At 44.4% G+C, this 25491-nt stretch carries 25 protein-coding genes, 2 pseudogenes and 2 riboswitches; of the genes and pseudogenes, 8 read left to right on the forward strand and 19 right to left on the reverse strand.

Translation table 11 applies throughout. The annotated features are described in order from the left end of the window. Positions 1 to 260: 260 nt before the first annotated feature. From EI981_RS28215 to EI981_RS28225, 3 genes are all read right to left on the reverse strand, one after another. On the reverse strand, positions 261 to 1061 hold the full coding sequence (locus EI981_RS28215; RefSeq protein WP_127003969.1) for a transglutaminase-like domain-containing protein: 801 nt from the start codon (positions 1059 to 1061) through the stop codon (positions 261 to 263). 14 nt (positions 1062 to 1075) lie between these two features. Beyond that, positions 1076 to 1163: riboswitch (cyclic di-GMP riboswitch) on the reverse strand. 59 nt (positions 1164 to 1222) lie between these two features. Then, positions 1223 to 1309: riboswitch (cyclic di-GMP riboswitch) on the reverse strand. A gap of 189 nt (positions 1310 to 1498) precedes the next feature. Continuing rightward, a complete protein-coding gene (locus EI981_RS28220; RefSeq protein ID WP_127003971.1) occupies positions 1499 to 2086 on the reverse strand; it encodes a DUF4291 domain-containing protein in 588 nt (195 codons plus the stop codon). A 431-nt stretch (positions 2087 to 2517) separates the two neighbouring features. After that, on the reverse strand, positions 2518 to 2859 hold the full coding sequence (locus EI981_RS28225; protein WP_127003973.1) for a helix-turn-helix domain-containing protein: 342 nt from the start codon (positions 2857 to 2859) through the stop codon (positions 2518 to 2520). Positions 2860 to 3051: 192 nt separating this feature from the next. Here EI981_RS28225 and EI981_RS29850 point away from each other — a divergent pair, with 192 nt between their 5' ends. After that, positions 3052 to 3261 (forward strand): hypothetical protein, encoded by a 210-nt coding sequence (locus EI981_RS29850; RefSeq protein WP_227011621.1) that lies wholly within the window; start codon positions 3052 to 3054, stop codon positions 3259 to 3261. A 395-nt stretch (positions 3262 to 3656) separates the two neighbouring features. Here EI981_RS29850 and EI981_RS28230 read toward each other — a convergent pair whose 3' ends face one another. From EI981_RS28230 to EI981_RS28265, 8 genes and pseudogenes are all read right to left on the reverse strand, one after another. Beyond that, a complete protein-coding gene (locus EI981_RS28230; RefSeq protein ID WP_127003975.1) occupies positions 3657 to 4145 on the reverse strand; it encodes an AraC family transcriptional regulator in 489 nt (162 codons plus the stop codon). A 43-nt stretch (positions 4146 to 4188) separates the two neighbouring features. Then, on the reverse strand, positions 4189 to 4431 hold the full coding sequence (locus EI981_RS30310) for a helix-turn-helix domain-containing protein (protein ID WP_227011622.1): 243 nt from the start codon (positions 4429 to 4431) through the stop codon (positions 4189 to 4191). A gap of 437 nt (positions 4432 to 4868) precedes the next feature. After that, the gene (locus EI981_RS28240) at positions 4869 to 6572 is read right to left on the reverse strand and encodes a S41 family peptidase (protein WP_162616297.1); all 1704 of its coding nucleotides are present in this window, start codon (positions 6570 to 6572) and stop codon (positions 4869 to 4871) included. A 91-nt stretch (positions 6573 to 6663) separates the two neighbouring features. Continuing rightward, on the reverse strand, positions 6664 to 8034 hold the full coding sequence (locus tag EI981_RS28245) for a sensor histidine kinase (RefSeq protein ID WP_127003979.1): 1371 nt from the start codon (positions 8032 to 8034) through the stop codon (positions 6664 to 6666). Further along, a complete protein-coding gene (locus tag EI981_RS28250) occupies positions 8031 to 8708 on the reverse strand; it encodes a response regulator transcription factor (protein WP_127003981.1) in 678 nt (225 codons plus the stop codon). Before EI981_RS28250 ends, EI981_RS28245 begins: the two co-directional genes overlap by 4 nt. Positions 8709 to 9275: 567 nt before the next feature. Continuing rightward, a complete protein-coding gene (locus EI981_RS28255; RefSeq protein ID WP_127003983.1) occupies positions 9276 to 9695 on the reverse strand; it encodes a RidA family protein in 420 nt (139 codons plus the stop codon). An 85-nt stretch (positions 9696 to 9780) separates the two neighbouring features. After that, positions 9781 to 10752 carry a helix-turn-helix transcriptional regulator gene (locus EI981_RS28260; RefSeq protein WP_127003985.1) on the reverse strand — a complete coding sequence of 324 codons (972 nt, stop codon included), beginning with the start codon at positions 10750 to 10752 and terminating at the stop codon, positions 9781 to 9783. Positions 10753 to 11014: 262 nt separating this feature from the next. After that, a pseudogene (locus EI981_RS28265) lies at positions 11015 to 11239 on the reverse strand (phage tail protein); the annotation flags it as partial. Positions 11240 to 11347: 108 nt separating this feature from the next. On the opposite strand from EI981_RS28265, the gene EI981_RS28270 reads away from it, so the two are divergent. Genes EI981_RS28270 through EI981_RS28285 form a run of 4 tightly spaced genes read left to right on the forward strand, consistent with a single transcriptional unit; the run spans position 11348 to position 13360 of the window. Beyond that, complete coding sequence (locus EI981_RS28270; RefSeq protein ID WP_076326715.1) at positions 11348 to 11794, forward strand: hypothetical protein; 447 nt, start codon at positions 11348 to 11350, stop codon at positions 11792 to 11794. 1 nt (position 11795) lies between these two features. Continuing rightward, entirely contained in the window at positions 11796 to 12017 is a 222-nt protein-coding gene (locus tag EI981_RS28275) for a helix-turn-helix transcriptional regulator (RefSeq protein ID WP_076326716.1), read from the forward strand. Between the two features lie 18 nt (positions 12018 to 12035). Next, complete coding sequence (locus EI981_RS28280) at positions 12036 to 12734, forward strand: DUF4386 domain-containing protein (RefSeq protein WP_127003987.1); 699 nt, start codon at positions 12036 to 12038, stop codon at positions 12732 to 12734. A gap of 5 nt (positions 12735 to 12739) precedes the next feature. Next, a complete protein-coding gene (locus EI981_RS28285) occupies positions 12740 to 13360 on the forward strand; it encodes a class I SAM-dependent methyltransferase (protein ID WP_127003989.1) in 621 nt (206 codons plus the stop codon). A gap of 4 nt (positions 13361 to 13364) precedes the next feature. Here the strand turns inward: EI981_RS28285 and EI981_RS29855 are convergent, their stop codons facing one another. From EI981_RS29855 to EI981_RS28295, 4 genes are all read right to left on the reverse strand, one after another. Beyond that, positions 13365 to 13556 carry a hypothetical protein gene (locus EI981_RS29855; protein ID WP_227011623.1) on the reverse strand — a complete coding sequence of 64 codons (192 nt, stop codon included), beginning with the start codon at positions 13554 to 13556 and terminating at the stop codon, positions 13365 to 13367. A 75-nt stretch (positions 13557 to 13631) separates the two neighbouring features. Continuing rightward, positions 13632 to 15374 (reverse strand): S-layer homology domain-containing protein, encoded by a 1743-nt coding sequence (locus EI981_RS28290; protein ID WP_127003991.1) that lies wholly within the window; start codon positions 15372 to 15374, stop codon positions 13632 to 13634. Positions 15375 to 15916: 542 nt separating this feature from the next. Beyond that, a complete protein-coding gene (locus EI981_RS30350) occupies positions 15917 to 16048 on the reverse strand; it encodes a DUF4085 family protein (RefSeq protein WP_472794388.1) in 132 nt (43 codons plus the stop codon). A 37-nt stretch (positions 16049 to 16085) separates the two neighbouring features. Beyond that, entirely contained in the window at positions 16086 to 16721 is a 636-nt protein-coding gene (locus EI981_RS28295; protein WP_237172639.1) for a DUF4085 family protein, read from the reverse strand. Between the two features lie 605 nt (positions 16722 to 17326). Between EI981_RS28295 and EI981_RS28300 the strand changes: the two genes are divergently transcribed. Together EI981_RS28300 and EI981_RS28305 are read left to right on the forward strand one after the other, a co-directional pair. Then, positions 17327 to 19105: an RNA polymerase sigma factor gene (locus EI981_RS28300; RefSeq protein ID WP_162616298.1), complete on the forward strand. Its 1779-nt coding sequence runs from the start codon at positions 17327 to 17329 to the stop codon at positions 19103 to 19105. Beyond that, positions 19102 to 20235, forward strand: a complete 1134-nt coding sequence (locus EI981_RS28305; RefSeq protein ID WP_162616299.1) for an extracellular solute-binding protein — start codon at positions 19102 to 19104, stop codon at positions 20233 to 20235. Before EI981_RS28300 ends, EI981_RS28305 begins: the two co-directional genes overlap by 4 nt. Before the next feature lie 401 nt (positions 20236 to 20636). On the opposite strand, the gene EI981_RS28315 is transcribed toward EI981_RS28305, so the two are convergent. Together EI981_RS28315 and EI981_RS28320 are read right to left on the reverse strand one after the other, a co-directional pair. Further along, a complete protein-coding gene (locus tag EI981_RS28315; protein ID WP_127003997.1) occupies positions 20637 to 21485 on the reverse strand; it encodes an AraC family transcriptional regulator in 849 nt (282 codons plus the stop codon). A 576-nt stretch (positions 21486 to 22061) separates the two neighbouring features. After that, a complete protein-coding gene (locus tag EI981_RS28320) occupies positions 22062 to 23144 on the reverse strand; it encodes a chitinase (protein ID WP_227011624.1) in 1083 nt (360 codons plus the stop codon). A 231-nt stretch (positions 23145 to 23375) separates the two neighbouring features. On the opposite strand from EI981_RS28320, the gene EI981_RS28325 reads away from it, so the two are divergent. After that, entirely contained in the window at positions 23376 to 23972 is a 597-nt protein-coding gene (locus EI981_RS28325; protein ID WP_227011625.1) for an NTF2 fold immunity protein, read from the forward strand. A gap of 641 nt (positions 23973 to 24613) precedes the next feature. Here EI981_RS28325 and EI981_RS28330 read toward each other — a convergent pair. Together EI981_RS28330 and EI981_RS28335 are read right to left on the reverse strand one after the other, a co-directional pair. Then, positions 24614 to 25113: pseudogene (locus tag EI981_RS28330) on the reverse strand (GNAT family N-acetyltransferase). After that, complete coding sequence (locus EI981_RS28335) at positions 25062 to 25268, reverse strand: GrpB family protein (RefSeq protein ID WP_227011626.1); 207 nt, start codon at positions 25266 to 25268, stop codon at positions 25062 to 25064. Before EI981_RS28335 ends, EI981_RS28330 begins: the two are co-directional and overlap by 52 nt. Between the last annotated feature and the right edge of the window lie 223 nt (positions 25269 to 25491).

Below are 25491 nucleotides of genomic sequence, written 5' to 3' on the forward strand. Positions count from 1 at the left end.
ATCACCCTCATAATGTTCGGTTCCGATCTTGCTTACCGTGCGCAAATCGGGCCATATATTCCATTGAATTGTATGCCGATAAGGGACCTGCCAGTCCATCACCTCCACTTATTTCTATTGGCGCACGATTCATTGTGCTTGTTTTTTCCTTCAGAACCAAAGGGCTTCTTGCATTATACCGACCAGATCTTTACAATTTCTAGACAAACTCAAACAAGCCTTGGACCTTTCGTCCAAAGCTTGGGTTAATCGTATACTGATTAGTAATATTTAGCTGCCGAATAGAGAGAGGCGTCTTTAATCATTTTAAATTCGGCCCCTCTGACTTTCCAGCTTGCATCGACGGTTGTGTCAATGGTTACCCACTTCCCGTTCAAATAAACTTCATTCCAGGCGTGGTAAACATCGACGTATTGCGATGTTCCCATAACCAGCTTGGCCGGAATGTCGATGCTCCGCAGCATGGAAGCGAATAGGGAGGCATAGTCGTAGCATATCCCCTTCTGCCCTGCAATCGTACGGTTGATATCGGGAAGGTAGTCCGTCAACTTGCTGGATGCAATAGCTTTGTCATATTGGATCGTCCCGATAATATATTCGTAAACAGCCTGTACCTTCTCTTCGTCGGATTGGGTAGACCGAGTTAGCTTCTTCGCAAGCTGAACAGCCTTGTCCCTTTCGTTCCAATCGATATTCTGTACAGAGTTCAAAAACACTTTGCTGTCATTCGTCAGTTGAAGCGTAACTGGCGCTTCCTGAACGATCTGATATTTGGTGCCGCTGACTTGTTCCAGCACGATGACCGTGTAATCACCGTTACCCATCTGAAGTGGAAATGCTTCCTGCTGTTTGTTCGGCGAAAGCACATATGTATAATTATCTTGACCTTTCGTGATCATGAGCTTCGTCTTGACATCGGCTTTTACGTCATATCGAATGACAACCGCACCACGGTCCAGTTGCTCCAAGCCCAGCCAATCCTCAGATTGTGCAGCTTGTACAGCCGGGGCCCACATCAGTAACGCAAAAAGTCCTACAATAACGAAGACTACGTTACGCATGTTATAAAACTCCCTTCGGTGGCCAGGCTGCCATTGACATTTCGTCAAGAAGGCCCTGTAGCTTTGCGTCCTTGTCTTTCGACAAGTTTGCCATTATCGTATTAGAGTTTCACAGATTTTAATGAATGCTTGTCCAATAAAAAACAAAAAAAGCATATTCGTTCGGTAGCTGGCTGCCATTGACATTTCGTCAAGAAGACCCTATAGCTTTGCGTCCTTGTCTTTCGACAAGTTTGCCATTATCGTGAGTAGCTTTCTATTAAGTAAATCTATCATATCAAACAACTCTATTTCCATCAAGAGGAAATTGGCCCTCCCTCATGAGCGTAAACGTTCTCGGCATAAGTAACCGATTCTTCATTATCACAAATGATCACTCTTCTCCCATCTCGTAAGTCATTGCCTAATATCCCGCCAAGCTGAAATTTAGTTTGCTGTCACATATCCAGCCTTTTTCTAATTTCGTTGTCTTTAATAGGGTAAATTCTTTCTACTGGTAGATTCTTGGAATTTAGTTTCCCCTGCTTTCGCTGTATATTCCATTTCTTCACAAGCGGTGTCAAATCCTCAATGCGGTAAATTCCATCGGCGAGAAATTCTTTTAAGGTGATTCCTTTTAGACCGATTTGAATGGCTGCACGATTTATGGAATTGCCGTTCACATTTCTATCGGGATCCCACTGGCAATAAACTGTTGTTTCCTCAAATGCCTTTTCCCATTGAGTTGAACCTTTGTATATCATTGAGTCTGGTGAGGTTAGCACCGCTTTCCTCAACAATTCATTAAATTTTTCCATATGTACATCCAGAGCCAAAATACATTCCTGATTTTTCTTTGTCCCCCAATTAGACCGATACATCATCCACAAAAAGGATGGTTTTATCCATGTCATGCGATTAATATTGAAGCTTTCGCCGAAAGTCTGTAAGGCAACTGCTTCTTTTGCTATTACTGGATTATACGCCTGATAAACCCGAATACATTGTCTATCATATTGTGCAAATACCTCTTTTATATATTCCATGTTGTCTCCCTAAATTCCGATTTGTCGCACTGCGTCATTAAATGTAGCAAGCGGCCTGTCTTCCTTCTAAACTATACCCTCTTATATAGGGTCCCTTTAACTACTAACAAGACATATTCTCATGCAAAACTAAGATTTAGAAGTACGCATTAGGCGTTCCCTTGATTATAGCTCTAAATCACAGAGTTCTCACCCGCAACACACAGCACTCCACCTGCATTGAAGTATCAACAATGTTCGGTACTCCCAAAGTAATTATGACCGAATAAGGAGATTGGGAACAAGTGGAACGTATGGCAATACGAATTTTACCCCAATTACCAAATTTTCGCTATCACTTATGATACCGTTCAGCTTAACGGTTCTATCAGAGAAAAATACAAAAAAAGAGCTGCCGCAGCAGCTCCTTTGACAATCAAGACAGTATAAATTTAATTCAACTGCTCATCCAGCATAGCGTCGATTACTTTCAATACCCTTTTCTGCTCATTAACACTCTTGCCTCGAAGCCTATCCACGATTTCTGAGAGTATAGACTCGCTTCCCTCTCCGCTCACAGGTTGGATATAACTAAAGAACTCTACCATCGAGAGGTCGAGCGCGTTTGTAATTTTAGATAGTACCACGACAGAACATACTTTTTCTGAACGCTCCAGCTTACCAATATAAGTCTCGTGTATCTCAGCTTTACTTGCAAGCTCCTCTTGGCTAAGTCCACGTTGTTTTCGGAAGTGCCGAATGCCTTCCCCAACCATCTTCATCAAGTCACTCACAACAATCACCCTAAGCAAACCATAGACTAGACATTTGCCCACTCCAAGATACTATAGAATTTATTTTCCTAAAATATATTCCATAGGGTTCTATTTTGATATAATAAAATTGCCTATTCAAGTACACACGATAAAGCCTATTTATACAGGCACTTCGGAACATCACCAATATTCAATTTCAAAAAGAAAGGAATGAGTCCCATTAGAGTACAATGCATATTCCCCGACAATTCAAAAACGGATATCTATATTTCGGAAATTGGAGAATTTATTCGTCTTACGAAGTTAGTCAACGGAATTACATTGGAAGAAATCAATTACAGCGTAGTCAATACAGAGCTAATTGTAGAAAAAGAAACCTTTTATATTTCCGTGTTATTGAAGCATAGACAGCTACAGTAAGCTCAACTATCGAATAAAAGTAAAGCATGAAAACCTCCCCGATGTTGGGAAGATTAGGGAAGCCCCGTAAAAGTGGCCTAATCCGAGAAAAATTCACCCCTACTTTGATACGGCTCTCCTCACTGTCTGAATCGGTACATTTTAGTGCGTTTTTCGAATTCGAGGCTTGGTCAAAGAAAATAGCCGTTATATAACGGCTATTTGTAAAGTTCTCAGTATATCAGTAATTCCACCATTTTAATATTTCTTTTATTAATGGAAAATCAGCTGCCTCATCCGTCGTAAACTCCTTGCTATTTTTCCTGCTATTATTATTTTCTTCGCAGATGTTCTGTTTATGTGTATTTATTCACATTATATCAACTAACATTAAAGGCTACCTAAATATTGCATTTTTACTCAATCGGAACATAAATATCTGTCTTGCTCTTGGCTTTGAAGTCTTTTGGTGGCTCAGTAACGTATAATTCAAAGGGGAATGAATCTCTCGGTGTGTATTCGCCTTTATTAAGTAACCAATCAGAATAAGCATATTTCCAAGCTTCTTCATACTCACCCAGCGTTAAATCATAATGTAATACTGCGTATTTTCCGCCAAAAGTCATCGTACCGATTTGTCCTTCTTCTTCAATTGCAGTATCTGATGGAACCGTCATTGCTAAACTAGTTCGTAAATTTTCTGAATCAGTTACGAAAGGATTGTCATGGTATATAGTCATTACCTTTGTGACATTATCTTTGATTAGATCATATTTTTTTGCGAACTTGAAAAGTTCATTGAACATCTTACGACTATTTTTTCTATACTCAACATAATTTCCCTTGAAGCGTACATAGATGACTTTCATTTCAATATTTTCTACTGTAATCGTTGGTTTTTCCATTAATATCATCTCCCTTAACTTAAGTATAGGGAAGAACTATTTGCTATTTCTTGTCGTTTCTTGCTTTCCTGTATTCTAAAGGAGACATTCCTATATACTTCTTAAAAGCTTTGTTGAAGGTACTCGCATCATTGTAGCCATATTGGAGAGCAATATCTGTGATGCTCAAATCATTGCGGACTGTGAGGAATATCCCTGATCGCTCCACTTTTATTCTAGTAACAAACTGTTTCGCCGTCTCGTCACTGTATTTTCTAAATAAACGATGGAAATGATATTTAGACATATTTACATGATTTGCTAAATCATCAGTGAAATTTTTTCACTCAGATGGCTTTCAATATAATCTTCGGTCTTGTTCACCAATCGAATATATTCATCCATGTCTTCACGCCAATCAAGTCTTTTATTCATTATAACAAACACTATGGGATTACTGGAGACCCAGTGACTTCTTCTTCAACTATCTGCCTGTTAGTGGATCAAGAAAAACTGAAATAATAACATTTCGGTTCAACTTTTTTATAAACGGTGTAATTTTTTCAAGACTATCTCTAATATATAATAAGTTTAAATTTCCGCTTTACTATCACTTATGATACGGTTCACTGTAAGATCTATAGAGCGAAATGAAGGACGCCTTGATTGAGCGTCCTTCATTGTCGGGACAGGGGTTTGAAGCGGTATCTCTAACGGGCAAGGCCAACCAAACCGGTCGTCTAATTATTTCTTCATCGCTTCGATCGCATACTGCAACTCGACGTCTTGCCCGTCCATCATGCTTGCTTTGAACGTTTCTTCATTTAGGGGGATTTTGATATCGGGAACCGCGCCCCCCACTGCGGTTTGGTCGGCGTCCCCCTGGACCTTCTTGTTCTGATTGAGCGACCTTCCATCAGGGAACTGGATGACGTAGCCTTCCGGCATCTTGATCTCGATCGGGCTGCTCATAAGTCCGAACGAACCGGCCGTTGAGGTGAACCCTACGATTTTGACATTGGGTACGCCTTTTAGAACAAGAGGCATCCCTTCTCCAGAGCTTCCGGTACTGCTGTTGATCAAGATGGCCACCGTCCCGTCGAAATTAGGCTTTGCAGGCTTGACCTTGACGACTTCATTCCGGTTCAGTTCAAACTTTCCTGTGTATCTGTTGTAATAACTGACATATTCGTAGTGTTTCATCTCCTTGACGAAGAAACCGGCCAGATTGGCGGCAAGCTGATCTTCCCCGCCGGGATTGTTCCGCAGATCGATGATCAAGCCTTTGGCATGCCTGTCCTGGAACATTTTCAATAGGTCCGCCAGGCTTTTTTCGGGTGAGGTGACGTTTGAGTTGGGGAGAAAATGCTTAATTTTCACATATCCATAGCCGTTGGCAAGAATTTCTCCTTCAATGGGGGAAGCATCCAGATCGGCTTGGGTGAGTTTGATTTTCGTCTTCTTCAACGTCTCGAATTGATCGTCATAAGCCATCAGCTTCGTACGAGTAGGCTCGGACTCCCCCCAATTGCGAAATTCGACCAGTATTTCCTTGCCAATGGGCGCACGCACCATATATCGCCCCTGATTGAACCTCTTCACCTCATCCGTAGCCATGTTGTTCTCGCTCCACGTCGTCTGGTCGAACGCTTCCTTCCCCGTTTTTCCGTCCCATGCGACGATTTCCGCACCTAGCTTTATCCCACTCTTGGCCGCTGGGCTGTTCTCCAAAACCAGACTTACGAAAACTTTGCCGTTATCCAATTGAATGGTGCTTAGTCCAAAGCCGCCGCCAACTTCCTTTTTGAACACCGTATTTCCATCGTACACATTATCGTTTACGATTTTGATATGTCCATCCCGGAGAGAAGACAGATATTCTCTTAGCGTTTTATAATACAAATCGAAGTCTTTGTCTTTCTCGGCCTGTTTGAAGATTGGCTCGTACTTGCTTCGGCGCTCATTCCAGTCGATCTTCTTCCATTCCCCGAACGGATATTCCCGCGACAATCTTTCATTCATGGCCACGAACGCCTTAGAGTAGCTCATGCCGCTAAAATCGCTAACCGGGTTGTACCGTAATACTCCCGCGTTTGCTAACGCAAACACAATGGGGACAACTCCGCATACGCAGATTACGCTCCTAACGATCCTGAATGCTTTCTTCTTTGGAGCCGTCCAGACTTTAGGCTTAAATAGTCTCCTTATTGTGCATAAAAACACGATTAGCGTCAGCGACTCGATGATCAGAGCCAAAAGGGTCATATCCCCGGACAGGATACTTGCAATGGCTGCGAGCACACCCACACTGGGTAAAAAATCAAACCATCTGGAATATTTCTTGATAGGTACCGCGTAAACCGTCAATACGAATAAACTGATGATGCACATAACCAACTCATAAACCGTCAGCCATTTTACCGAATCGATCGTGCCAATAACGCTCATTTTCCGTCTCCTCCCATTCATTTTCTCCTAGCAGCCTTCGTCGATACATTGGGAAGAGTATGGGAGAAATATGAACGGAGCGTGAACCGGTTTACGCTTTGTCGGTCGGAATGGCGAGCAAATGAACGACGACTTTCGTGCCTTGTCCGACTTTGCTTTCCATATTAATATCACCCTGGTGAAGAGCGACAATTTTTTTGACGATAGCCAGTCCAAGGCCGTTGCCGCCGCTGCTGCGATTCCGGGACCGGTCCGTCATGTAAAAACGCTCAAAAACGCGGCCCAGTTGTTCAGGTGCAATACCGATCCCGGAATCGGATAAAATCACGGTATATCCGTCCATGCGAGTCCTTAATTGAAAATGGATAAGTCCGCCTTCCGGCGTAAACTTGATGCTGTTGCCCAGCAGGTTCGTCCATACTTGATTGAGCTGATCCTTATCGGCCGTTATTTCAGCAGCCTGAGGCAAATCCAGATCAATATCAATGTTTTTCTCTGACCATAGAGGTTCGCAGTTCACGACAACCTGCCTGATTTGTTCGTCAAGATTAAACGTAGCGTACTCCAAAGGATGGTGATTGGAATCGAGGGACGCAAGCTTGAGTAAATTATCGCTGAGCCTGGATAATCGGCCACTTTCGGCCAAGATGATATCAAGATACTGAATGCGCTCGTCTTCGGCAATTGCTTTTATGTCCTTCAGCGCTTTCGCAAAACCGGAAATGGACGTTAAAGGGGACTGAATCTCGTGCGACACATTCGAGACAAAGTCCTGACGCATCTGCTCCAATTGTTTAAGCCCAACCGCCATCTCGTTAAAGCTCTGAGCCAAAGTTCCTAGCTCGTCCTTGCGCTTCACTCCCAATTCCACGTCGAAATCGCCCTTTGCAAGTCGTCTAGTCGCGGCAGTAAGCTTCTTGATCGGTTTTACAACATAGATGGCAGCTATGAGAATGCAGGCGCTTCCTGTAACCAGAACAAATAAAAGGATGGTAAACATCAAGTGAATGAGGGTCGATTCGTTCCTGGATGAGGGCCGCAAAAATAAAGCTTGACGCTCACCGCCGATTTGGAAAGGCAGCCCGATGAACGTCTCCTTATCCTTGGGAGAAGATCGGTATATCTCGCCTTCCCTTACTTTCCGAATGGATTCCTGCGAAATTGCAAGATCATTCGTGTCGGAGCTGTACTTGAAGGATCTCATGGCTCCAGAGTCGGCGTATAGTTGAACGGAGTAGGAGGTCAGCTTCACCATGCTATTCATGAACTGATCCAAATTTGATGGCCCCGTCTGTTCGTAGACGCGAATAATCTCCTCGCCTGCGGCTATCAAATCGTTCTGCCCGATTCGGTCTATTTTTTCTTCGAATAGGGCGAGCCCCGCCAGAACGGAGACAATCAGGCCTATTCCCATGGCAGCCAAAAACGTTAGCACAACGCGGACGTATAAAGACCTTGTCATTTCTTCACCTCTAGCCGGTATCCGAGACTGCGGACAGTCTCGATACGGAAATGCTCGGCATCCCCGGCGAAACGCTCCCTAATTCTCTTAATATGGACATCAACGGTTCGGTCGTCGCCTTCGTAATCCATCCCCCATATTTGCGTGATTAGCTGTTCTCTGGTTAATATTTGTCCAGGGTGACAGGCCAATTTGAACAGAAGCTCAAACTCTTTTAACGGCAAAATGAGCTCTTCGCCTTCTCGAATCACTTTGAAGGCCCGTCGGTCCAACACGATTCCACCTAATTGAACGATCTGGGAGGAAACGATTCGATAACGCTTTAGCAGCGCTTTTACTCTCATCACAAGTTCCAAGGGATCGAAAGGCTTGGTCACATAATCATCCGTGCCGAGCTGGAAGCCTTTCACCTTTTGCCCCGATTCTCCTTTGGCTGTTACCATAAGCAGTGGAATTTCCGGATATAGGCGACGGATCTCCCTGCACAACTCCCATCCGTCCATATGCGGCATCATAATATCGAGAATAACGATATCGACAGTCGAATTCTCCATGATGGATAGCGCCTCGACACCGTCTGCCGCCTCGACAGTATCGAACCCTTCGTTCCGCAAATACAAGGCTATGAGCTTGCGAATATGGGCATCGTCGTCTGCGACAAGAATTCTGGTCATTTTCCTATTGGCCCCCTTAGAAAATTCACCTAAATTTAAGTGAGATGACGGGCTGTTGATGGAATTATAGCTCTTCCGCATTAGAGGCTGTTCCATTTTTGAAATCCCAACTTTACTATATATGCCTAGATTCAAACTGTACAAGTGTTCCAGCGTGGCCAATGCTTCGGTGTTATGCACCTGGGTGTACTATTGAGATGCAGCATTTTAACATGAGGAATTCGCAAGAGCGTATGGCCATCAAACGGAGTAGTGGCCGTAGAACTGCACTTATAGCCGCATTGCGCATTCTTCTTGCTCTCTTCAGGCCCACTTGATAGGCCTCTAGTAGTCTCGACTCCGGTGCCCAAGTTAGCGGACATTATATAAATAAGTTTCATGAGAAAATTATATAGGATGAATGGAAGAATAAGATACAGGGCAAGGAAGTAAACAAGTGAATCCATGTTCACGATCTGTAATGACGAAGAGGAGCAAAGAGAACAGGTCAAGATATTACCCGAATTGATATAGGTGTTTTCCGCCGACATTGATCCCGCGAAGCAGAGCCGTATAGACCATACAAACTTAGTCCTTATCTTCAATGACTGCAATACCGTCTATCTCAAGAAGACAAGATGGACGCGATGCAAATTCCGAAACGAATAGCACGGTGACCAATGGGGGATCATCTAATGAACCTGCCATCTCTTGGAATGCTTTGTAACCAACAAGCGGGTCGCTTCCGCTAACTAAATAGATATTGAGTTTGACCAGATCGGCAAAACTCGCATTTTCAGCATCTAAAATGGTTTTGATATTATGAAGCGCCTGTTTTGTCTGCAACTCCAAATCACCAACCCCAATCAGCTCACCTTTTGAATTAATAGCATTTTGCCCGCCAATATAAATTGTTTTTGCCCTTCCTGTTACGGTAATCGCTTGACTAAATGCTTCTGATCTGAATAAACCTTCGGGGTTTATATGCTGCATTGTAAAAGTTGACATTGGTTTGGTCTCCTCCCTCATGATTTAATTTGTGTTCTATATCTTAATAATAAACAACTTCACTGACAGTTACCGTCAGTGAAGTTTAATCGGTTCCGATATCGTAATGTTGTGCGATTGCCGATGCCATCTCCTGGACCCGTCGCTTTAGCGCCAGCGGCTCGCGAATGCGAATGGCTGTGCCAAACGTCATTAGATACATCGGAAGGTACTTGTTCATTGTTGGGACATCGAGCAGAAACCGCGCCTCCCGATCGGTACGTTCCGTCAAATAGTGTCGCATATGCCAGTGGCCGCAAACCGTGTTCAGCGTGTCGGGCTCTCCCTCGATGCGGATGACCGTCAGCGGCCCCTCCGCCTCCCGTTTCCGTTCGGACTGGTCTCGGAAATAGACCGACGTGGAGAAGCGCTCCGGCTTTTCGAACCACGCTTCGGTCGGCTCCAACCGCGCGATGCGATCCACGCGGAACGTCCGCACTGCCTGCGAACGATGACAGAACGCGACAGTGTACCATTCATTTCGGTCGTAAGCGAGTCCGTACGGATCGACATCACGCTCATCGGCCTGCTCCGCATTCGCTTTGCGATAAACGATACGCACCGTTCGCCCGTCATTAACCGCCTGCTCCAGGTCCCGCAACAACGGAACAACGAAAGGCGGACGCGCCGGAGAAATCACATCCAAGCCTCCCGTCCGGCGGGACAGATCATCACGCTGCTCTTCGTGCAGCCCGTTCTCCACCTTCTTCAACGCGCTTTCCAACTCCTCCGTATACGGATAGCCAGCGCCTTGCGCAAACTTATACGCGTCCACAAGCGCCTTCAGCTCTACAGAGTTGAAGAATAATGGTGTCTCTTGGAAGCTTTCTAGAATGCGAATGCCACCGTCATGGCCTGATTCCGCGACGACCGGCACGCCGCTGGCACATAATGCGTCGATATACCGGTACACGGTGCGGACACTAATCTCCAAACTGTCTGCAATCTGCGCAGCAGTGAGTTTCCTTCCGGATCGAAGCATCCAAATCATGGATAGCATGTTATCCCATTTTGCCACCGGGAACACCCTCTTTTACTTGAATAGACCCTATAATCTTGAATAGATTCGCCATAATCAAATCTTTGTTTTGCTGGATAATCATTTCTACAATCGTAAAAAAATTTATCCAGTTCAGTTAATTCAATATAATACAATTTTCTATTCTTAAAAACTATCAATTCCTTTTTCTTCACTAGTTGCTATGACAAATATATAACTATGAAGATTTGATTATATAACTGGTTTGCTTGCATCTTTTCATCAATCGGATTATCTAAATCTCCACTTGAAAACGCGATGTTTCCAAAGGCTTGGCCGCAAACGCAATATCGCGTTCTTTCAAAATGCGGTTCACATAATCAAGGCTCTCTTGACTTTCGCTGGCGGGTACAACCGTAAATTCATGCTTGTATTTGTTTATAAAGTAGCGAGCTTCATTAGCACGTAAACCAGCAAGCGCTTCTGCTGCAAGCGAAGACTCTAAACCAATCGTTGACACATTGATGGCGCAGAAATGTGTGTAAAGTAAACTTGACAAAGGATCTGGTTTTAATTACATTATGTATAGTTTAATTTACATTTTGGGAATGATTCCCTTAGTGAGGAGGTCAATATGTCCTATCAAGAAAAAAAAATTTTTGTTTCCATCATCAGCAGTTTACTCATCTTCACCCTCTACACTTTATACGCTGTAAACAAGGCCGAGGAAGGCAGCATCACTTCGGCCAGCGACTTCAGTTTTTGGGGTTCCTTCATTCTGGTGCTGCTCCCGGTGTCGATTGTAGCTAAGATTATTATTCATGTTGTGTTTGTCATCATCAATAAAATCGCCACGAATGAAGATGGGCCTTCTTTTGAAGATGAGTTGGATAAGATCATCGAGTTGAAGGCAGACCGGATTTCGCTTTATGTGTTTTTCTTCGGGTTTATATTATCCATGATTCCGCTCGTTACGGATCTTCCAACTTACTTAACGTTTCTTGTATTGATCTTCTTCGGTTTTCTATCCGATCTACTGGGACGTATCGCTCAATTCTACTTTTATAGAAAGGGAGTTTAACATGGGAAAGGATGCGATCAGCAATCATATACGGAATCTTCGCTTTCATCATAACGAGATGACCCAGCAGCAATTAGCTGATAAGGCCGGGGTCACCAGACAAACGATTGTTGCTATCGAAAAGGGGAATTATTCACCTTCATTGGAGCTGGCTTTTCGCATCGCGCGTGTCTTCGAAAAGTCCATCGAAGAGGTCTTTCAATATGATGATAAGGGCAGGTAAGGATGAGGAGGCTCATGGATGGGGAGGAAGAATACAAATTCAGGCAGAAGGTCTGCAGTAATTACCGGGGTGTTATTATTAGCCGGGTTGGTTACAGGTATATTTAGTGTTGTTCCAGTTATAGATGGAGCAGACTACCTTGTTCAGGCTTCTACAAATGGAAATCAGGTACTGATAGGAGCGTTTTCCCAGTTGTTAATGGTTGTTGCATATGTGGGTATTCCTATTGCGATGTATCCGATTCTAAGTAAGCATAATAAAGGTTTAGCTCTTGGATCTGCTGCTTTCGGCATCATTGCGGGTGTGTTCATTATTATTGGTGTAATCATTCTTCTGTTGCTATTGACATTAAGCCACGAATTTGCAAAATCTGGAACTCTAGATGACTCGTATTTTCAGACCTTGGGTGGATTGTTACGGGAAGGACGTGATTTGGTGAATCATGTGGCCACGACACTGACATCTGTTTTGGCGATGTTCTTATTTAACTGCATATTTTACCAAGCAAAATTCGTCCCACGCTGGTTGTCCGTTTCGGGTCTTATTGGATCTATATTGTCCATATTGGCGAGCTTATTATTTATGATTCGCTTCATCGGTCTCGATGCAGCTTACATGACGTTGAACGTTCCAATAGCCTCTCAACAATTGGTCTTGGCTATATGGCTAATCCTTAACGGATTCAACCGGGCGGATGCTCTAGAAAAGAAGGTGTAACGGAAATGAATACATCAGAACGTTTCTGGGACAAAACAGCAAGTCAATATGATCAAATCGAGATGAAGGATGAACAGACTTACATCAATATAATAAAAAGAACGAAAACGCATCTCAAAATAAGCAGCATTGTTTTGGATTTCGGCTGTGGCACTGGGTTGATAGCAAATAAAATTGCCGAATATGTGAAAGGGATTCATGCGATTGATATATCTTCGAATATGATCGCAATTGCAGAAAAAAAGGCAAAAGAGCGAAACATCGCAAATATAAACTATGCCCATGCGACCATTTTTGATGAAAGGTATAAGAGAGGCTCATTTGATGCCATCTTGGCCTTCCACGTTCTGCATTTGCTGGAAGATGAACATATCGTTCTGCAACGAATGAATGAACTGTTGAAACCGGGAGGATTATTGATTTCTGCAATACCATGCATGGGAGAAAAGAAATTTCTAAGCAGCTTGTTATTCATTGCAGGTAGAATTGGTCTAACGCCGAATATAAGGTCATTTAAAATACGAAATTTAATCGATACAATTGAGAAAGGGAGTTTTTCAATTGTCGAATCGGATTGCTTGAAGAAAAGCTCTCAGGAATATTTCATTGTTGCTAGGAAGATTTGATATGTTACGAAAGAGCCGTTTCACCAAATGTTTCGCCGTCACTTATGGTATGGTTCTCCGTATCATCTATAAGGCGAAAAATAAGGACACCCTTCTCCAGCACCGATATCCAGGTAATTACCATTTCCCCCATGTCCATGAACTGAATACCATGAATATGACCGCCCATCAAATAGGTATATTTGCGTACGAGCATGAACTTGATTGACTGGTCGTATTAACTTTTGAACACAAAAAGACCGCAGGTTGTATCTGCGGTCTGATTCACTATTCAGTTCGTAAAAGTTTCGTTGGCCAAATCCGTACGTTCGAAAATCAACCCCACAACTTGACTATACAAATCTCCCTTAGATCCAACAATGTAGAGACAATAAGTCTTGCTGGGAAGCAAGTTCTCGTAGATGTGAATATCGGCTCTCTGTGAGGCGGTTTCGATTTCGATTATCCCCTGTTGGATCGCGTTAACTCCTGCTCCATCCTTGCCGGATTGTACCTGTTCAACACTTGGGAAAACAGAGGGAAACTCGGTAAGCACGTAATATAGCCTATTATATTCACCCGTGTAAACACCTGCATGGATCGTGTCGCTAATGTCTCCCTGCGTTCTTATTGTCTCAAATTCATCAAAAGTAATCGTAGGACCATTTTGCTGCTCAGCCAACGTCTGAAAAGATACTTTAGAGATGGTAGATGTCTTATTGTTGGCAAATTCATAAGCATACAATATGTATGAGGTGCCAGGTAACAATCCCTGCAGATTCAAATCCCCCTTAGTTCCATCCAAATCAACCGAACCATGGACAACAGCATTCGTCCCTAATTTAATCTCATCCAAGTTTGGAGCCCCCATATCGGACAGCAGCACGGAGTAATACACGGAGCCAGTGACCGATCCCGTGATTGGAAAGGAGGCTGATGTTTGTGTGATCTCCGCGTTCGAAACATGGATGGTCAGTGTTACATCAGGTGTCGGCGTTGATGGTACCGATGGTGTAGATGGCGATGGTGAGAACGTTGATGGAGTAGATGCAGGTACTTGCGGTGCCACCGGAGGCTCCGTTAATTTAACCGGTATTGGTTTATTACTATCATTCTTAATTTCATTACCAAAAGATGTCTTCAAACCGCTTACTACGATAATCGGTGTTTTGGATGAATCCAATTTATACCCTTGGTGCAGCTTAATAATGATTGTCTTTTTATCCTCAGACAACTCATAGCTATCCAGCTTCGGATCCAGAGGCACACCGTTCACCAGAATCTTGGACAGATCAATGGAACTCGGATCAATTCCAGCCGTCATCGTCAACTCTAGCTTGTTCCCCGCTGCAAAGTTCGTACCAGACACCTCAAGTGGTTGAGCAGCTTCAAACGTTTTTGCGCTTTCAAAAGAACTGGTAGCTAGTAACTCTCGGCTCGCTCCTGCTGTACCGCCGAATGTGCCGTCCGGAGCATTCTGTAACAGCCCTAACTGGAGTGACATCTGAACATAGCCTTGTGCCCAATCAGAGACTGTCTGATCTCCACTCCCTGGAGTTGACTGTGCTTGTCCATCTCTACCTAATCCTCGAATGAGAAATGCCGCTAATTGCTCTTTTGTTACTTGACCTGCAGGGTTAAATTGCCCGCCGCCTACACCGTCGGTTATTCCCGCTGCCCTTACAGCTTCAATATAAGGTAACGCATAACCATTCGCTAAATCATCTGATCTCACATCAGAGAAAGATGACTGTTGTTGATTGGGATTCACTGGCAAATTAAAAATAAGTGCCGCTACCTTCGCAAATTGCGCTCGATTCATTTCTTCTTGTAGCCCAAAATTCGTTGACGATACTCCGTTAATGATACCTGCTTGAATCAAAGCATCGATCTTCGCCCTCTTCGCCCCATCCAAGCCCTGTAGATCGATGAAATCAGCCGAAGTGTTTGCTGCAAAGACACTGCCTCCCATGGATACGGTAGAGGTCAAACCAATCGTCAGTGCCGTGAACCAAATGAATAACTTTTTGTTCATCTTCGATCTTCCTTCCTAATCAAAATTTCCTTACTCCATTCAACAAAAATGGACATTTAATGCCCACGAATAACTATTTTCTGACACCATACCCTATATTTTAATTTTAAAATAATTGCTATTTGTATCCTAGTGACTGGTGTCATGAATTTTGTCATATGACAATTAAAAAAATTGTTAACTTCATATAGCAACACAAAAGCCAGCCCTATCCGCGTTTGCGTTCGGCTGGCTTTTGTATTTTTTAGACCACCAAAAATTTAGAAGCTCAAAAAGAAAAAATACAATGCGAATGCCCCTGACCGGATATCAAAAATCGATTACGAGCTCGGAGAGACGAATGCCGAAGATGCAATCGTTACGGACTTCGACTAACATAAGTAACCGAATGGTCTAACCAGCCTGTTACATTCTGTGTACGAGTAAGGGAATTTCGCCCTGTTGCTTTAATATAGACCGTAAACGCTGTACCGGGCATCATAGGCTATTTTGATCATTCCGCCAGATCTCCAGTTTAACTGTAGTCTAGATCCATGCTTTCCTTATTCTTGTTCTACAACAATGTCTGCGCAGCGAATAATGAGTTCAGGCATCCCTTCCCCCGAAAACAGGATATGGACTTCATAGCCGCAATCCGTACGATACAGCTCATTATAAATCCAGTAGCTGCCCAATATGTGCTCGTCTTGTCTGATGATTTCGTCGACTGCATCAAATAGTAACCTTATTACTGTTCGTAAATCCGCCTTGCGTGTCTAGTCTCATGACAATCTGCTTGCCAGACGTAAGCTCCGTCACTCTGCAATCGTGAAAACGGAATCGGCTGCGGATATGTTCGGGAATGTTCTCCGCTTGTTGTGCCTGCCCATATTCATCCATGACCAGCATCATGCGCTTTTTATTTTCTTTGCTCAGTTGCTTCAGCTCGCGCAATACCTCTCTCGTACAGTAACCCAGCGCAAATACCCGCATATCCGCAATGCGTGAGGACAGCTCGTCCGGAAGTTTATGAAATGCTTCCTTATATCCCCATTCTTGAATCTCGCTGAATTCTTCCTTACATTTCACTTCGTCAAAAGGAGGCCGGGCATCGTAAGCGGCAATTAATTGTTGTATTCGATCCCTTTCTTCAGAAGACATGTGATAGACCATTGTATCCTCTTCACTGATCTCATTCCCGTCCAAAGACCATTTATCAAGAGCCACCAGTTGTACGCCATCCTGCTCCAGCATAAACCGGGGATCGACGTCGTAAATCCTGCGCCTCTGACTAACAAATTCCTCTTCCTTCCTTTTGTAGAGCCGCAAATAAAGTGCTTCGTCACGTACATAGGCGCTCTTGTGCACCCTCATGCCCCTGAAGGGGTGCGTTAATACCAGCTATCCCTTGAAGGGATTCTCATATTCCACTCATTTACTTGTTTGTGTGCCTTGTTTTCATTCTAAATCGCATGATATCATGGGTAAAATTCATATTTTTAACAGTGGAGATGAGTAAATTCTTCTGACAATAGCTCGTTTCGAAGTACTCTTCAAAGTGATCGATCTGGGCAGCTTTACAAAAGCGCGTCTGAACAGCTAACATGACACAATTCGCCATAATCCATGCGATTGCCTCGTTAGAGTCGGAATGGTGCGCCAAGCTTTTGATCCACGACTGGAAAAAGGATTGATTGTGACCGAGATCGAGCAGAAGACATTATTTCATATGCGAGAAATCATAAAAAGAATGAAAATAGATTTTTAGATAAAATAAAAATTTCGAGAACTTTTAATTTTTTTAAATAGCTGTTAAGAGAACGGCTCCCTGTGGCATCTCATCTAGTGGAAGGCTGATATTTATTGAGCATGTAGGTCGACCGGATGACGTTATGCAGTGCCACACCACCGGGCTGGGAACTCTGCGGAACGACTTACGGTATAGAAGTGTCGCGGTCAGGAGGGGAAGCGTTATGGGTCGTTCGGAGTTAGTTGGGGTACCGAGTGCAATACGGGAGGATCAGGAAAACAAACGTGACAAGGAATTGGCTGAGCGGGCGAAAATGGGCGATACCGAGGCGTTCGGCGAGCTGATTCAGACGCACCGAGACCGGGCGAAGCGATGGGCGGAACGGATGACGCAAGATTCGCATATGGCTGACGATATCGTGCAGGATGCGCTTGTCCGCGCATTTTTGCATGTGGGAACTCTCGCGGATACAAGCCGTTTCCTGCCGTGGTTTCACAGGATCGTGCAAAATCAGGCAAATATGCGGCTGCGTCGGGGAGGCCCCTACAAGCGGGAGCAGCCTATCGGCGGGTGGCAGGAGAACGAATACGGCGGAGTGGACCGCATCCAATGGGATAACCTTGACAGCCTGCTTCGCCACCTAACCCGGATGAGCGCAATGTCGGCGGCACAGAAGACGGACCCCGCAGAGCAATTGCTGCGTAAGGAGCTGTTCGAGACGATCCATGTGTTACTGCGCTCTCTGAATCGCAGGGAAAGAGGTATCTTCGAGTCTTATTTTTTCCGGCAACTGTCCCCCGACGAGATCGCACAGATGTACCATACGACTACCGGCTCCGTACATACGTATCTGCACCGTTCCCGGCGTAAGCTCCGTCAGGCTCATGTCCGGGTTATGCTCGGCCTTCCTCCAGAGAAGGGAGGAGTGGATATGAATCAAGCGCATATTGTGAAGCTGGCGGAGTGGCCTCAGACTTCCTCGACGCTAACGACGTTCGTAGACCGGATCGGGCATATGCTGGCATCGATTGGTGATCAGCGGGGTACGCAGGAGCTGATGGGCGAGTCCGGATTTGCTTTCCGGATGAAAATCTCCAATAAAACGACATTTGCGGACGGGATTTATGTTTTCGACTGGCGGCAGACACTGAAGACGATTATGAAAGAGTTGGGGTATGAGATCAGCATCCTCTGCGGACAGCTATCGGAAAAGCCTGTGCCGCTGCTTGCCGCTTCGGAGCGTTTTCCAGTTGTGCTCCCGATCGAGGAAGCGATTCTGCCGTTTATTCGCAGGTATATTAACATGGGTAAACCAGTGCTGTATTTCGACACGATGGCGTCTTCGCCTCATGTTCACGAATGGTCACTCATCTACGGCTATGACGATGCTAAGCGGGAGGTTTACGTTACCGACCTAATGCTGCCGGAAGGGAAAACGCTTAATTATGATGATTTGGCAGAAAATCCGTTACGGTTTCTGGCAGGAATCGACGGGAAAACAGAAAAATCCGTCTCAGGTAAACGATCTGCCGAGGATCGTGCGATTGAAGCGATACGGTTCGCGATCCACTATGGGCGAAAAGGGTGCAACTACTGGCCGATGACGGATTATTTGTCATATACATCAGGGTTAAGGGCTTATGATCGGTGGATCAAGTACATGACGGACTCCGGCATCCTGCCGAACAGATATGGCATGGGGCAGCTGGCAGCGGTGTATTCGGAAGCCAAGAAATATGCGGCGCTGTACCTTAAATCAGTCCCGCTCAAGGGTGAGGCAATGCGCCTTGTGCTGTTGGCATCGGAGGCGTATGTACAAACTTCGGAGGAATTGGAGCGTGTAAGCACGCTTGTGCCGTTTATCCGCAGCTCATCCCTGCTCACAACGGAAGTCCGGACGGAATGTGCTTCACTGCTGCTGCAGGCCAAAGAGTTCGAAGCAGCCGCAATCGGTTATTTGGAGAATGCCATGAGCTTAATATTCGGGAGGGAACAAAGATGAGCCACATTCAATTAAAATTATTGACCCAGCTTGAGCATATCGGAGAAATCATGGATTCGAAGGCGTCGTTCGAAGCCGCCAATCCCGGCGTCGAAATCGTCCTTATTCAATCGGCTGACAATTATGAGTCGTTGCAGGCATTCCGGTCGGAAGAGCCGGATTTAATGGATAGCGGGGGCTGGTCGCTGTTCAACCAGAAGGGTCTCTTTATAGATCTGCTTCCGTTTGTGAGAGCGACACCGGGGCTGGAAGAGGATTTGAATCCCGGCATTATGAGGGTGGCAACGAAGGATGGGACGCTTCCAGGCCTTCCTGACGGCGTATCTATTCCGTTGATTCTGTACAAAAAAGCGATGCTGGACGCGTCCGGACTGCCGTACCCGACTGATGACTGGACATGGGCCGAGATGATAGAGATGGCCCGTAAGCTGACGATCCGAGACAAGAATGGTGTGGCGACTCAATTTGGTTTTGCGACAGGACCGGATATCGAGCTTTATGAGCCATTTATAATGCGCAACGGTGGAAGTTATTTATCTCCAGACGGGTCGACTGCCCACGGATATATCGACAGCGATGCGACGGTCGAAGCATTCCAACTCGTAATTGACATGTACCGTGAATTTCATGCGTGCCGCAAGCCTGAGGAACCGTCCAAAGCAGGCGAGCTGCATCAAGGCTTTGCGTTGATCAGTGCGTTTACGTGGTTTGCCGGTGCGGTTGAAGTTGAGGGTATCGGGGAAGAGTTCGACGTAGTCGGATTGCCGCAGATGCCCGGAGGCGTGCAGGCGAATATGGTCTATATGGGGGCGACCGGGATCACGACGAAGTGCGAGCATCCTGAACTGGCCTGGGCGTTTCTCAAGCACCATGTGTTCGAGCGACCGGAGCGTTTCAGCCGTCCCTGGACGCTGCCGATTACCCGATCGGTTGCAGAACAGTGCGGGATGACCTCCCGTCGACTCTGGTCCCGATATATACAAGAAATGGATGTCGTCCTCCCAAACGGATACTATTTGAACGAAAAGTGGAATTCGTCGAGACAGCTGATTAACGAGGATATCGTAAAAATGATCGTCGATGGCGCCGACGTGCGCCAGACGCTGAAGTCATGGACGCGGTTTGCGTAATCATTCTATAGCGTATGGATAAAAGCCTCGCCCCAGTATCGTGGAATGCGATCGATTGCTGGCGGCGGGGCTTTTTGGCATCGACTGCAGCCTATTCCCTTCATAAGGAGTGGTTCTACATAGAACTTCTCTTTTATTCAACTATCGTGTCCCGTTAGCGTAATACCTACATTTCCGTTCGAGCAAATGCCCATAAAAAAAGAAAAAGGACGCCCACAACCTTGAGGGCGTTCTCCTTTGATTCCGGCGTTCTGACAAAGTATGTTCAGCATAAACACCTCGTTCGGCACATCGAATTGCTATAGTTCAAAGCCGTGTGGTCTCGCTTGTTCGAAACCGAATTTTAGGTAGTACGACGGATGCCCGATGAGAAACACATGCGTGCCGCATGAAGTAACAAGTTATTTTTTCTTCACTGGAATCCAAATCTCCCCAGTAACATACTCTGCCGTTCCATAATACATCTCGAAACTTGGGCCTTCAACCTGTTCGTATTCCGATGTCGGAAACCATTCGGAATAAATCCGTCCCCATAACTTAATTAAATCACATTGTGGTTCCGGGAAAATCGCCCACGTTAGTGCCGGGACAGAAAGTCTTGTAAATCTCTCCGGAATTTCAAGCCCTTTTGGCAAAAAATAACTCACCATGTATTTAAAAGATGTTCCAGTATGATCATATAAGGCAGCGTGCAAGATGGTGTTACTAAAGCGTCCCAGTAATCCATTCATCCCTTCAACACTGCCATCTACATCACATTGTTGACGGAATTGAGCAACTTCAGCATATACTTTTTGGGGATCGGAATTGACCAGGCCATAAGCTCCAAACATCTCAAAAGGCCCTTTTGATTCGATGCGATAATTCATTTCGATATCTCCTTTAATTGAAATATGAAAGGACATTCGAGGATAGGCTTTTAGAGAAACGCCTTTATCGCGCGCAGATATCGGCATGATCCCATGAAGATTCTTAAACGCCCGTGCAAACGCTTCTGGCGAATCATATCCATATTTCATAGCTACATCAATAACCTTTGCATCTGTTGTTTGTAGATCAAATGCTGCCAATGTCAACCGTCGACGCCGAATGTACTCAGATAACGATACTCCAGTAATAAACGGAAACATTCGTTGAAAATGGTAAGTAGAGCAACAGGCTCTCTGCGCTATTTCATCATATACGATATTGTCCGCTAGGTTTGTTTCGATATATTCCATGGCGCTATTCATCCTGTCCAACCAATCCATCGTTTTCCCTCCTTTCTAGATAAATTTTATGATAGATACAAAATGAATACCTTGCATTTTCTGCACGAAAAAATCAGCATGTCGAAGATAATATAATTCTCCCTCTATTGGTATGTTCATCGCAGAAAAAAATTATTATTTCGCTATGATTGCTCTATAAAACATCAATTGGCTACATCACCTGAAGTCGATCTCAACAAATCCAACGATGGTTATATTTTTTTCCATAATTTCTTCAGCTATCAAATCAACGGCATTCGTATAACGATATACATCAAAATATTGTTCCTCGTGTCTGGAACTGATTGTTTTCACCTCATCTTCTTGTCATAACCAAGGTTGAACCAATGAAACAAAAGGACTTGCTTCACTCCATAATAAACAAGATCAACGTAAACGTTGGAGACAATCCCGACCAGAGAAGCGTCAATGACACTGAACTGTACTTTGACGCTTCAATTAACGGCGACTTTGTGCTTACTTATGATACGGTTCACCTTATCAATCTAAAGGCGAAAATAGGGCACCTAAAAAAAGGTACCCTGATTTCATTCTCTTCAAATATATCCATAGGTTTTAAAATGGACTCATGCCAACCGTATTTAATTTTTCTCCTTCAATGGAAATCCCCATTTGTGTCGTAATTTTACGATAATAACCAACGCGGCTATTGATACGACGGTCAGTTTCGGCTAGGTTACCTTCAAGGATACCGTTAATGATCATAATGGTAATACCAAAGCCCGCCTGTGTTAATCCTTTAGAAATCTCCGATTCAGAAGGCGTCCAGTTGCCAACCACCACATCATGAGCGGAAGGCTTGGGAGGCTGTGGTGTCATCCAGAACAGGATCGCCGTCATAAAGCCTAACTTGCCATCGTTCACAATAAGCTCAGGCTGCTGAAGCAGCTTGTCCTTGGAGCCGTAAATAATTCCACTAATCAATCCGTAATTGTAGTTCCAGCTCAACTGTATCGGTCCACGTCCATGATAGGATTTACCCGCAACTGGCGGAAAATAGTCATGTGCTTCAACATAATTGACAGTTGTGGTGTTAATGTAGGATATTTCCTCATTCCAATACAAACCCCAGACATGCGGACTTCTTGCGAATCTTGAAATAACTATACCCGTTTCGTGCGAAATATTGGCGAGAAAGGCTGCCAGCTCGCGCTTTCGCTTCAATTCAGACCCTTCTTTTATAAAGGAACCAAAATCAACCGTTTTCGATATAATAGGAACCGTCCTATTCGAGGAGGTGCTAAAGTTGGCATTTTGGTAGATGAGCGTTTCTGTCTTTGTTTTTTTATCGAATCGGAATACGCGACTGTTCTTAGTATCGTCCTGTCTATATTCCAGCTTATATTTGATATTAGCTACATCTGTAATGGCAGCAATCAAGTTGTTATATGAATAATAGTCGGTTTGATCTATATTGTAATTTGGTAGGTTAGCAGAAATCTTGTGCCATTCCTTCGTGCCAATACGGCAAGGGAATAATTGTTCATATTCATCTTGTGGCAGTGCACTTTGTACGGCAGCAACGGCATTGTCCGGTGAAAATTGCGGATCTATTCCCCCCCACAAGGATGTGACTTGGGAATCGGTAAGAACACGGCTTTCGCCAACAATTAAATCATCTAAAGCTCCCGATTTCACTTCTCTTTTCCCTCCAATTCTAAAAACACAACTATAATTACAATTATAGTGAGCGCTAAGATTGCCTTCTATATGAGTAATCAACTATTTTGATAGGCAAATCCCTTATCTTCAGATCGAACTATTATATTCTCGCTTAAGCATTGTTCATACATGGATTGCATCCCCTCCCTACACCTTGTAGGTGATAGAGTCGGCTTCAAAATTATAATATAATTGTAATATAGACTAATGATTGTAGGTAAAACCATAAAAGTCCCATTGAAGCACGGTATAGCAAGCTACTTAGATTTAATAATGACAAGGGAAACCCAATTACGTTTCTTTGAGGGTGAATTCAAAATGAGCTTTATGGATGCTTTGGAGAAATTAATAGCGGAGCAGGAGCGAGAACGTGACCGGCTTCGAGCCAATCAAATCACCGTACGGGTCGACTATAAGAAAAAGAGCAAACACAACGTTTATCAAAAGGAAAAAGTCATCGAATATGGCTTTGTAGAACGCGATTTGGATGATGAGAATTTATATGGGAGGTTTGAACTCTATTTCGCCGATCGCGACACTCTTCTCCGGAAAAATCGGTTTGGAAATGAAATTGCTTTTGGTGAGCTTACAGATGAACATGCAGTTGCAACGGCAATCTTCACTTACTTAGCAGAGTATTATTCTCATTTTTTAGAGGAAACTCCCTTCGCTATCAGCTATAACCCTATTGCAGAAGCTTGGATTATCGAAGGAACTCTTCCTCCGGGATGTTTTGGCGGGGTCATTTACATTGCTCTTGCAGAAGAAAATGGAGAGCTTCTTATGATGTTTGGAACGAGATAAATCACAAAAGAAATGAACAGATTTCAATATTCTCCCCCTCTAAACCACCTTTGCAACAATCTTTCCCTCAGGTGGCCCCACTCGCCCTTGTCTCAAAGGGGCTATCCCATTTTCGGATTTACGAACTGAGAGCGTCCCTTCACTACCCCATCATGATGTCCACCTATACTTCCAGTGATATTCTTATCCCCCTCATTTTATCGAGATTGATTAGCCGAGGCCGCTAATTGGAACCTCTCTGTACTGAATCCCTGCTACCCCGGATTTCCCATGATGAACAGCTGTCTTCATCATATCAAACCTCCTTACGATTGTGTGCCTTGTTTTCATTCTAAATCGCATGAAAATGGATGTCGTCCTCCCGAACGGATACTATTTGAACGAAAATTAGAATTCGTCGAGACAGCTGATTAACGAGGATATCGTGAAATGCGATCGATTGCTGGCGGAATTTCTACACCATTCTCCGCATTTTCCTGCAATAAAATTTCGCCGTTATTTATGATACGGCTCACCCCGATTGATCTTCACCGCTCATACCCAGCGCATTAGTTGGGTGGTAGGGACCATACGCCCGAAGCTAAAGAACTGCTGAACCCGGCGTGGACCTCCCTTATTGAAGTTTGGACATCCCATAACAACTAGCTGTTCTCAATCCAAAACCTCTTGATGACATTTCCGTTCTCTTCAATATATTCTTGATCCGGTATTCCGCCATGATGAATAATTGTTTTTGCGGAAGCAATATTGTCTTCATCGCACACCACAAGCACCTTTTGAATGCCAAGCTCTGCGGCTTTTTCGAGCGCCAATGCTAACATTTGAATCGCATATCCAATGCCGTACCCGATGTGCCCTACGCAATTCAGAGCTTATCCGTCAACCGATGCCGGATATTTACGGCTCCATGCACTTGGCGATTCTCCGATACTAGCCAATACGTGGAGTCGGGCACCCAGCCTTCTGGAAGGTCCCTTCCATTTTCATTCTCAGAAAGAAATCGAAGCATTCCCGAAAAATCCAACGGATCTTTGCTGATCACCCAAGGAACCATATCCTCCCCGCTCTCCTGCTCTTCGAAACTAAATATCACACGCCCAGCGCACCATACAAAGTCTTCTTCAAAATGCGATTTACAAATTCAGTCTTGTTCCGGATGTAGCTGTCTATATCAAACCTATAGGTCTCGGCGAGCTGCTCTTTCAAATTTCCGTATTCCATCCGGGCCGAAGCATTCGCGCGCAAATATTCCGAAAAGCAATATGCTCCAAAAATCCTTTTCCGTCCTTTGGGCACACATAAAGATGATATTTCATACAACCATCCGGAAAAGTTTTTTTAAAAGCTTCGTGGCCTTCTATTCCAAAATTCCCTTCGTGTTTTCATCATTGTTACCCCTTTCCGCCGCAGGTTCACATCCCCGCATAACCTTCCTTCTAAATTACACTCAATTAACCGGAATTACGGCAGCCCAGTTTCTCGTTCTTATCGTCTAATATAATCATCCGTCGTGCCTTTT

It is taken from the genome of Paenibacillus lutimineralis, from assembly GCF_003991425.1.
In the GTDB taxonomy this organism is placed as follows: Bacteria; Bacillota; Bacilli; order Paenibacillales; family Paenibacillaceae; genus Fontibacillus; species Fontibacillus lutimineralis.

Bases quoted from the DNA above. Each gene is read 5' to 3' on its own strand.
- EI981_RS28215 (WP_127003969.1), bottom strand. From the start codon at position 1,061: ATGCGTAACGTAGTCTTCGTTATTGTAGGACTTTTTGCGTTACTGATG.
- EI981_RS28220 (WP_127003971.1), bottom strand. From the start codon at position 2,086: ATGGAATATATAAAAGAGGTATTTGCACAATATGATAGACAATGTATT.
- EI981_RS29850 (WP_227011621.1), top strand. From the start codon at position 3,052: ATGAGTCCCATTAGAGTACAATGCATATTCCCCGACAATTCAAAAACG.
- EI981_RS28230 (WP_127003975.1), bottom strand. From the start codon at position 4,145: ATGGAAAAACCAACGATTACAGTAGAAAATATTGAAATGAAAGTCATC.
- EI981_RS30310 (WP_227011622.1), bottom strand. From the start codon at position 4,431: ATGTCTAAATATCATTTCCATCGTTTATTTAGAAAATACAGTGACGAG.
- EI981_RS28240 (WP_162616297.1), bottom strand. From the start codon at position 6,572: ATGAGCGTTATTGGCACGATCGATTCGGTAAAATGGCTGACGGTTTAT.
- EI981_RS28245 (WP_127003979.1), bottom strand. From the start codon at position 8,034: ATGACAAGGTCTTTATACGTCCGCGTTGTGCTAACGTTTTTGGCTGCC.
- EI981_RS28250 (WP_127003981.1), bottom strand. From the start codon at position 8,708: ATGACCAGAATTCTTGTCGCAGACGACGATGCCCATATTCGCAAGCTC.
- EI981_RS28255 (WP_127003983.1), bottom strand. From the start codon at position 9,695: ATGTCAACTTTTACAATGCAGCATATAAACCCCGAAGGTTTATTCAGA.
- EI981_RS28270 (WP_076326715.1), top strand. From the start codon at position 11,348: ATGTCCTATCAAGAAAAAAAAATTTTTGTTTCCATCATCAGCAGTTTA.
- EI981_RS28275 (WP_076326716.1), top strand. From the start codon at position 11,796: ATGGGAAAGGATGCGATCAGCAATCATATACGGAATCTTCGCTTTCAT.
- EI981_RS28280 (WP_127003987.1), top strand. From the start codon at position 12,036: ATGGGGAGGAAGAATACAAATTCAGGCAGAAGGTCTGCAGTAATTACC.
- EI981_RS28285 (WP_127003989.1), top strand. From the start codon at position 12,740: ATGAATACATCAGAACGTTTCTGGGACAAAACAGCAAGTCAATATGAT.
- EI981_RS29855 (WP_227011623.1), bottom strand. From the start codon at position 13,556: ATGCTCGTACGCAAATATACCTATTTGATGGGCGGTCATATTCATGGT.
- EI981_RS28290 (WP_127003991.1), bottom strand. From the start codon at position 15,374: ATGAACAAAAAGTTATTCATTTGGTTCACGGCACTGACGATTGGTTTG.
- EI981_RS28300 (WP_162616298.1), top strand. From the start codon at position 17,327: ATGGGTCGTTCGGAGTTAGTTGGGGTACCGAGTGCAATACGGGAGGAT.
- EI981_RS28305 (WP_162616299.1), top strand. From the start codon at position 19,102: ATGAGCCACATTCAATTAAAATTATTGACCCAGCTTGAGCATATCGGA.
- EI981_RS28315 (WP_127003997.1), bottom strand. From the start codon at position 21,485: ATGGATTGGTTGGACAGGATGAATAGCGCCATGGAATATATCGAAACA.
- EI981_RS28325 (WP_227011625.1), top strand. From the start codon at position 23,376: ATGATTGTAGGTAAAACCATAAAAGTCCCATTGAAGCACGGTATAGCA.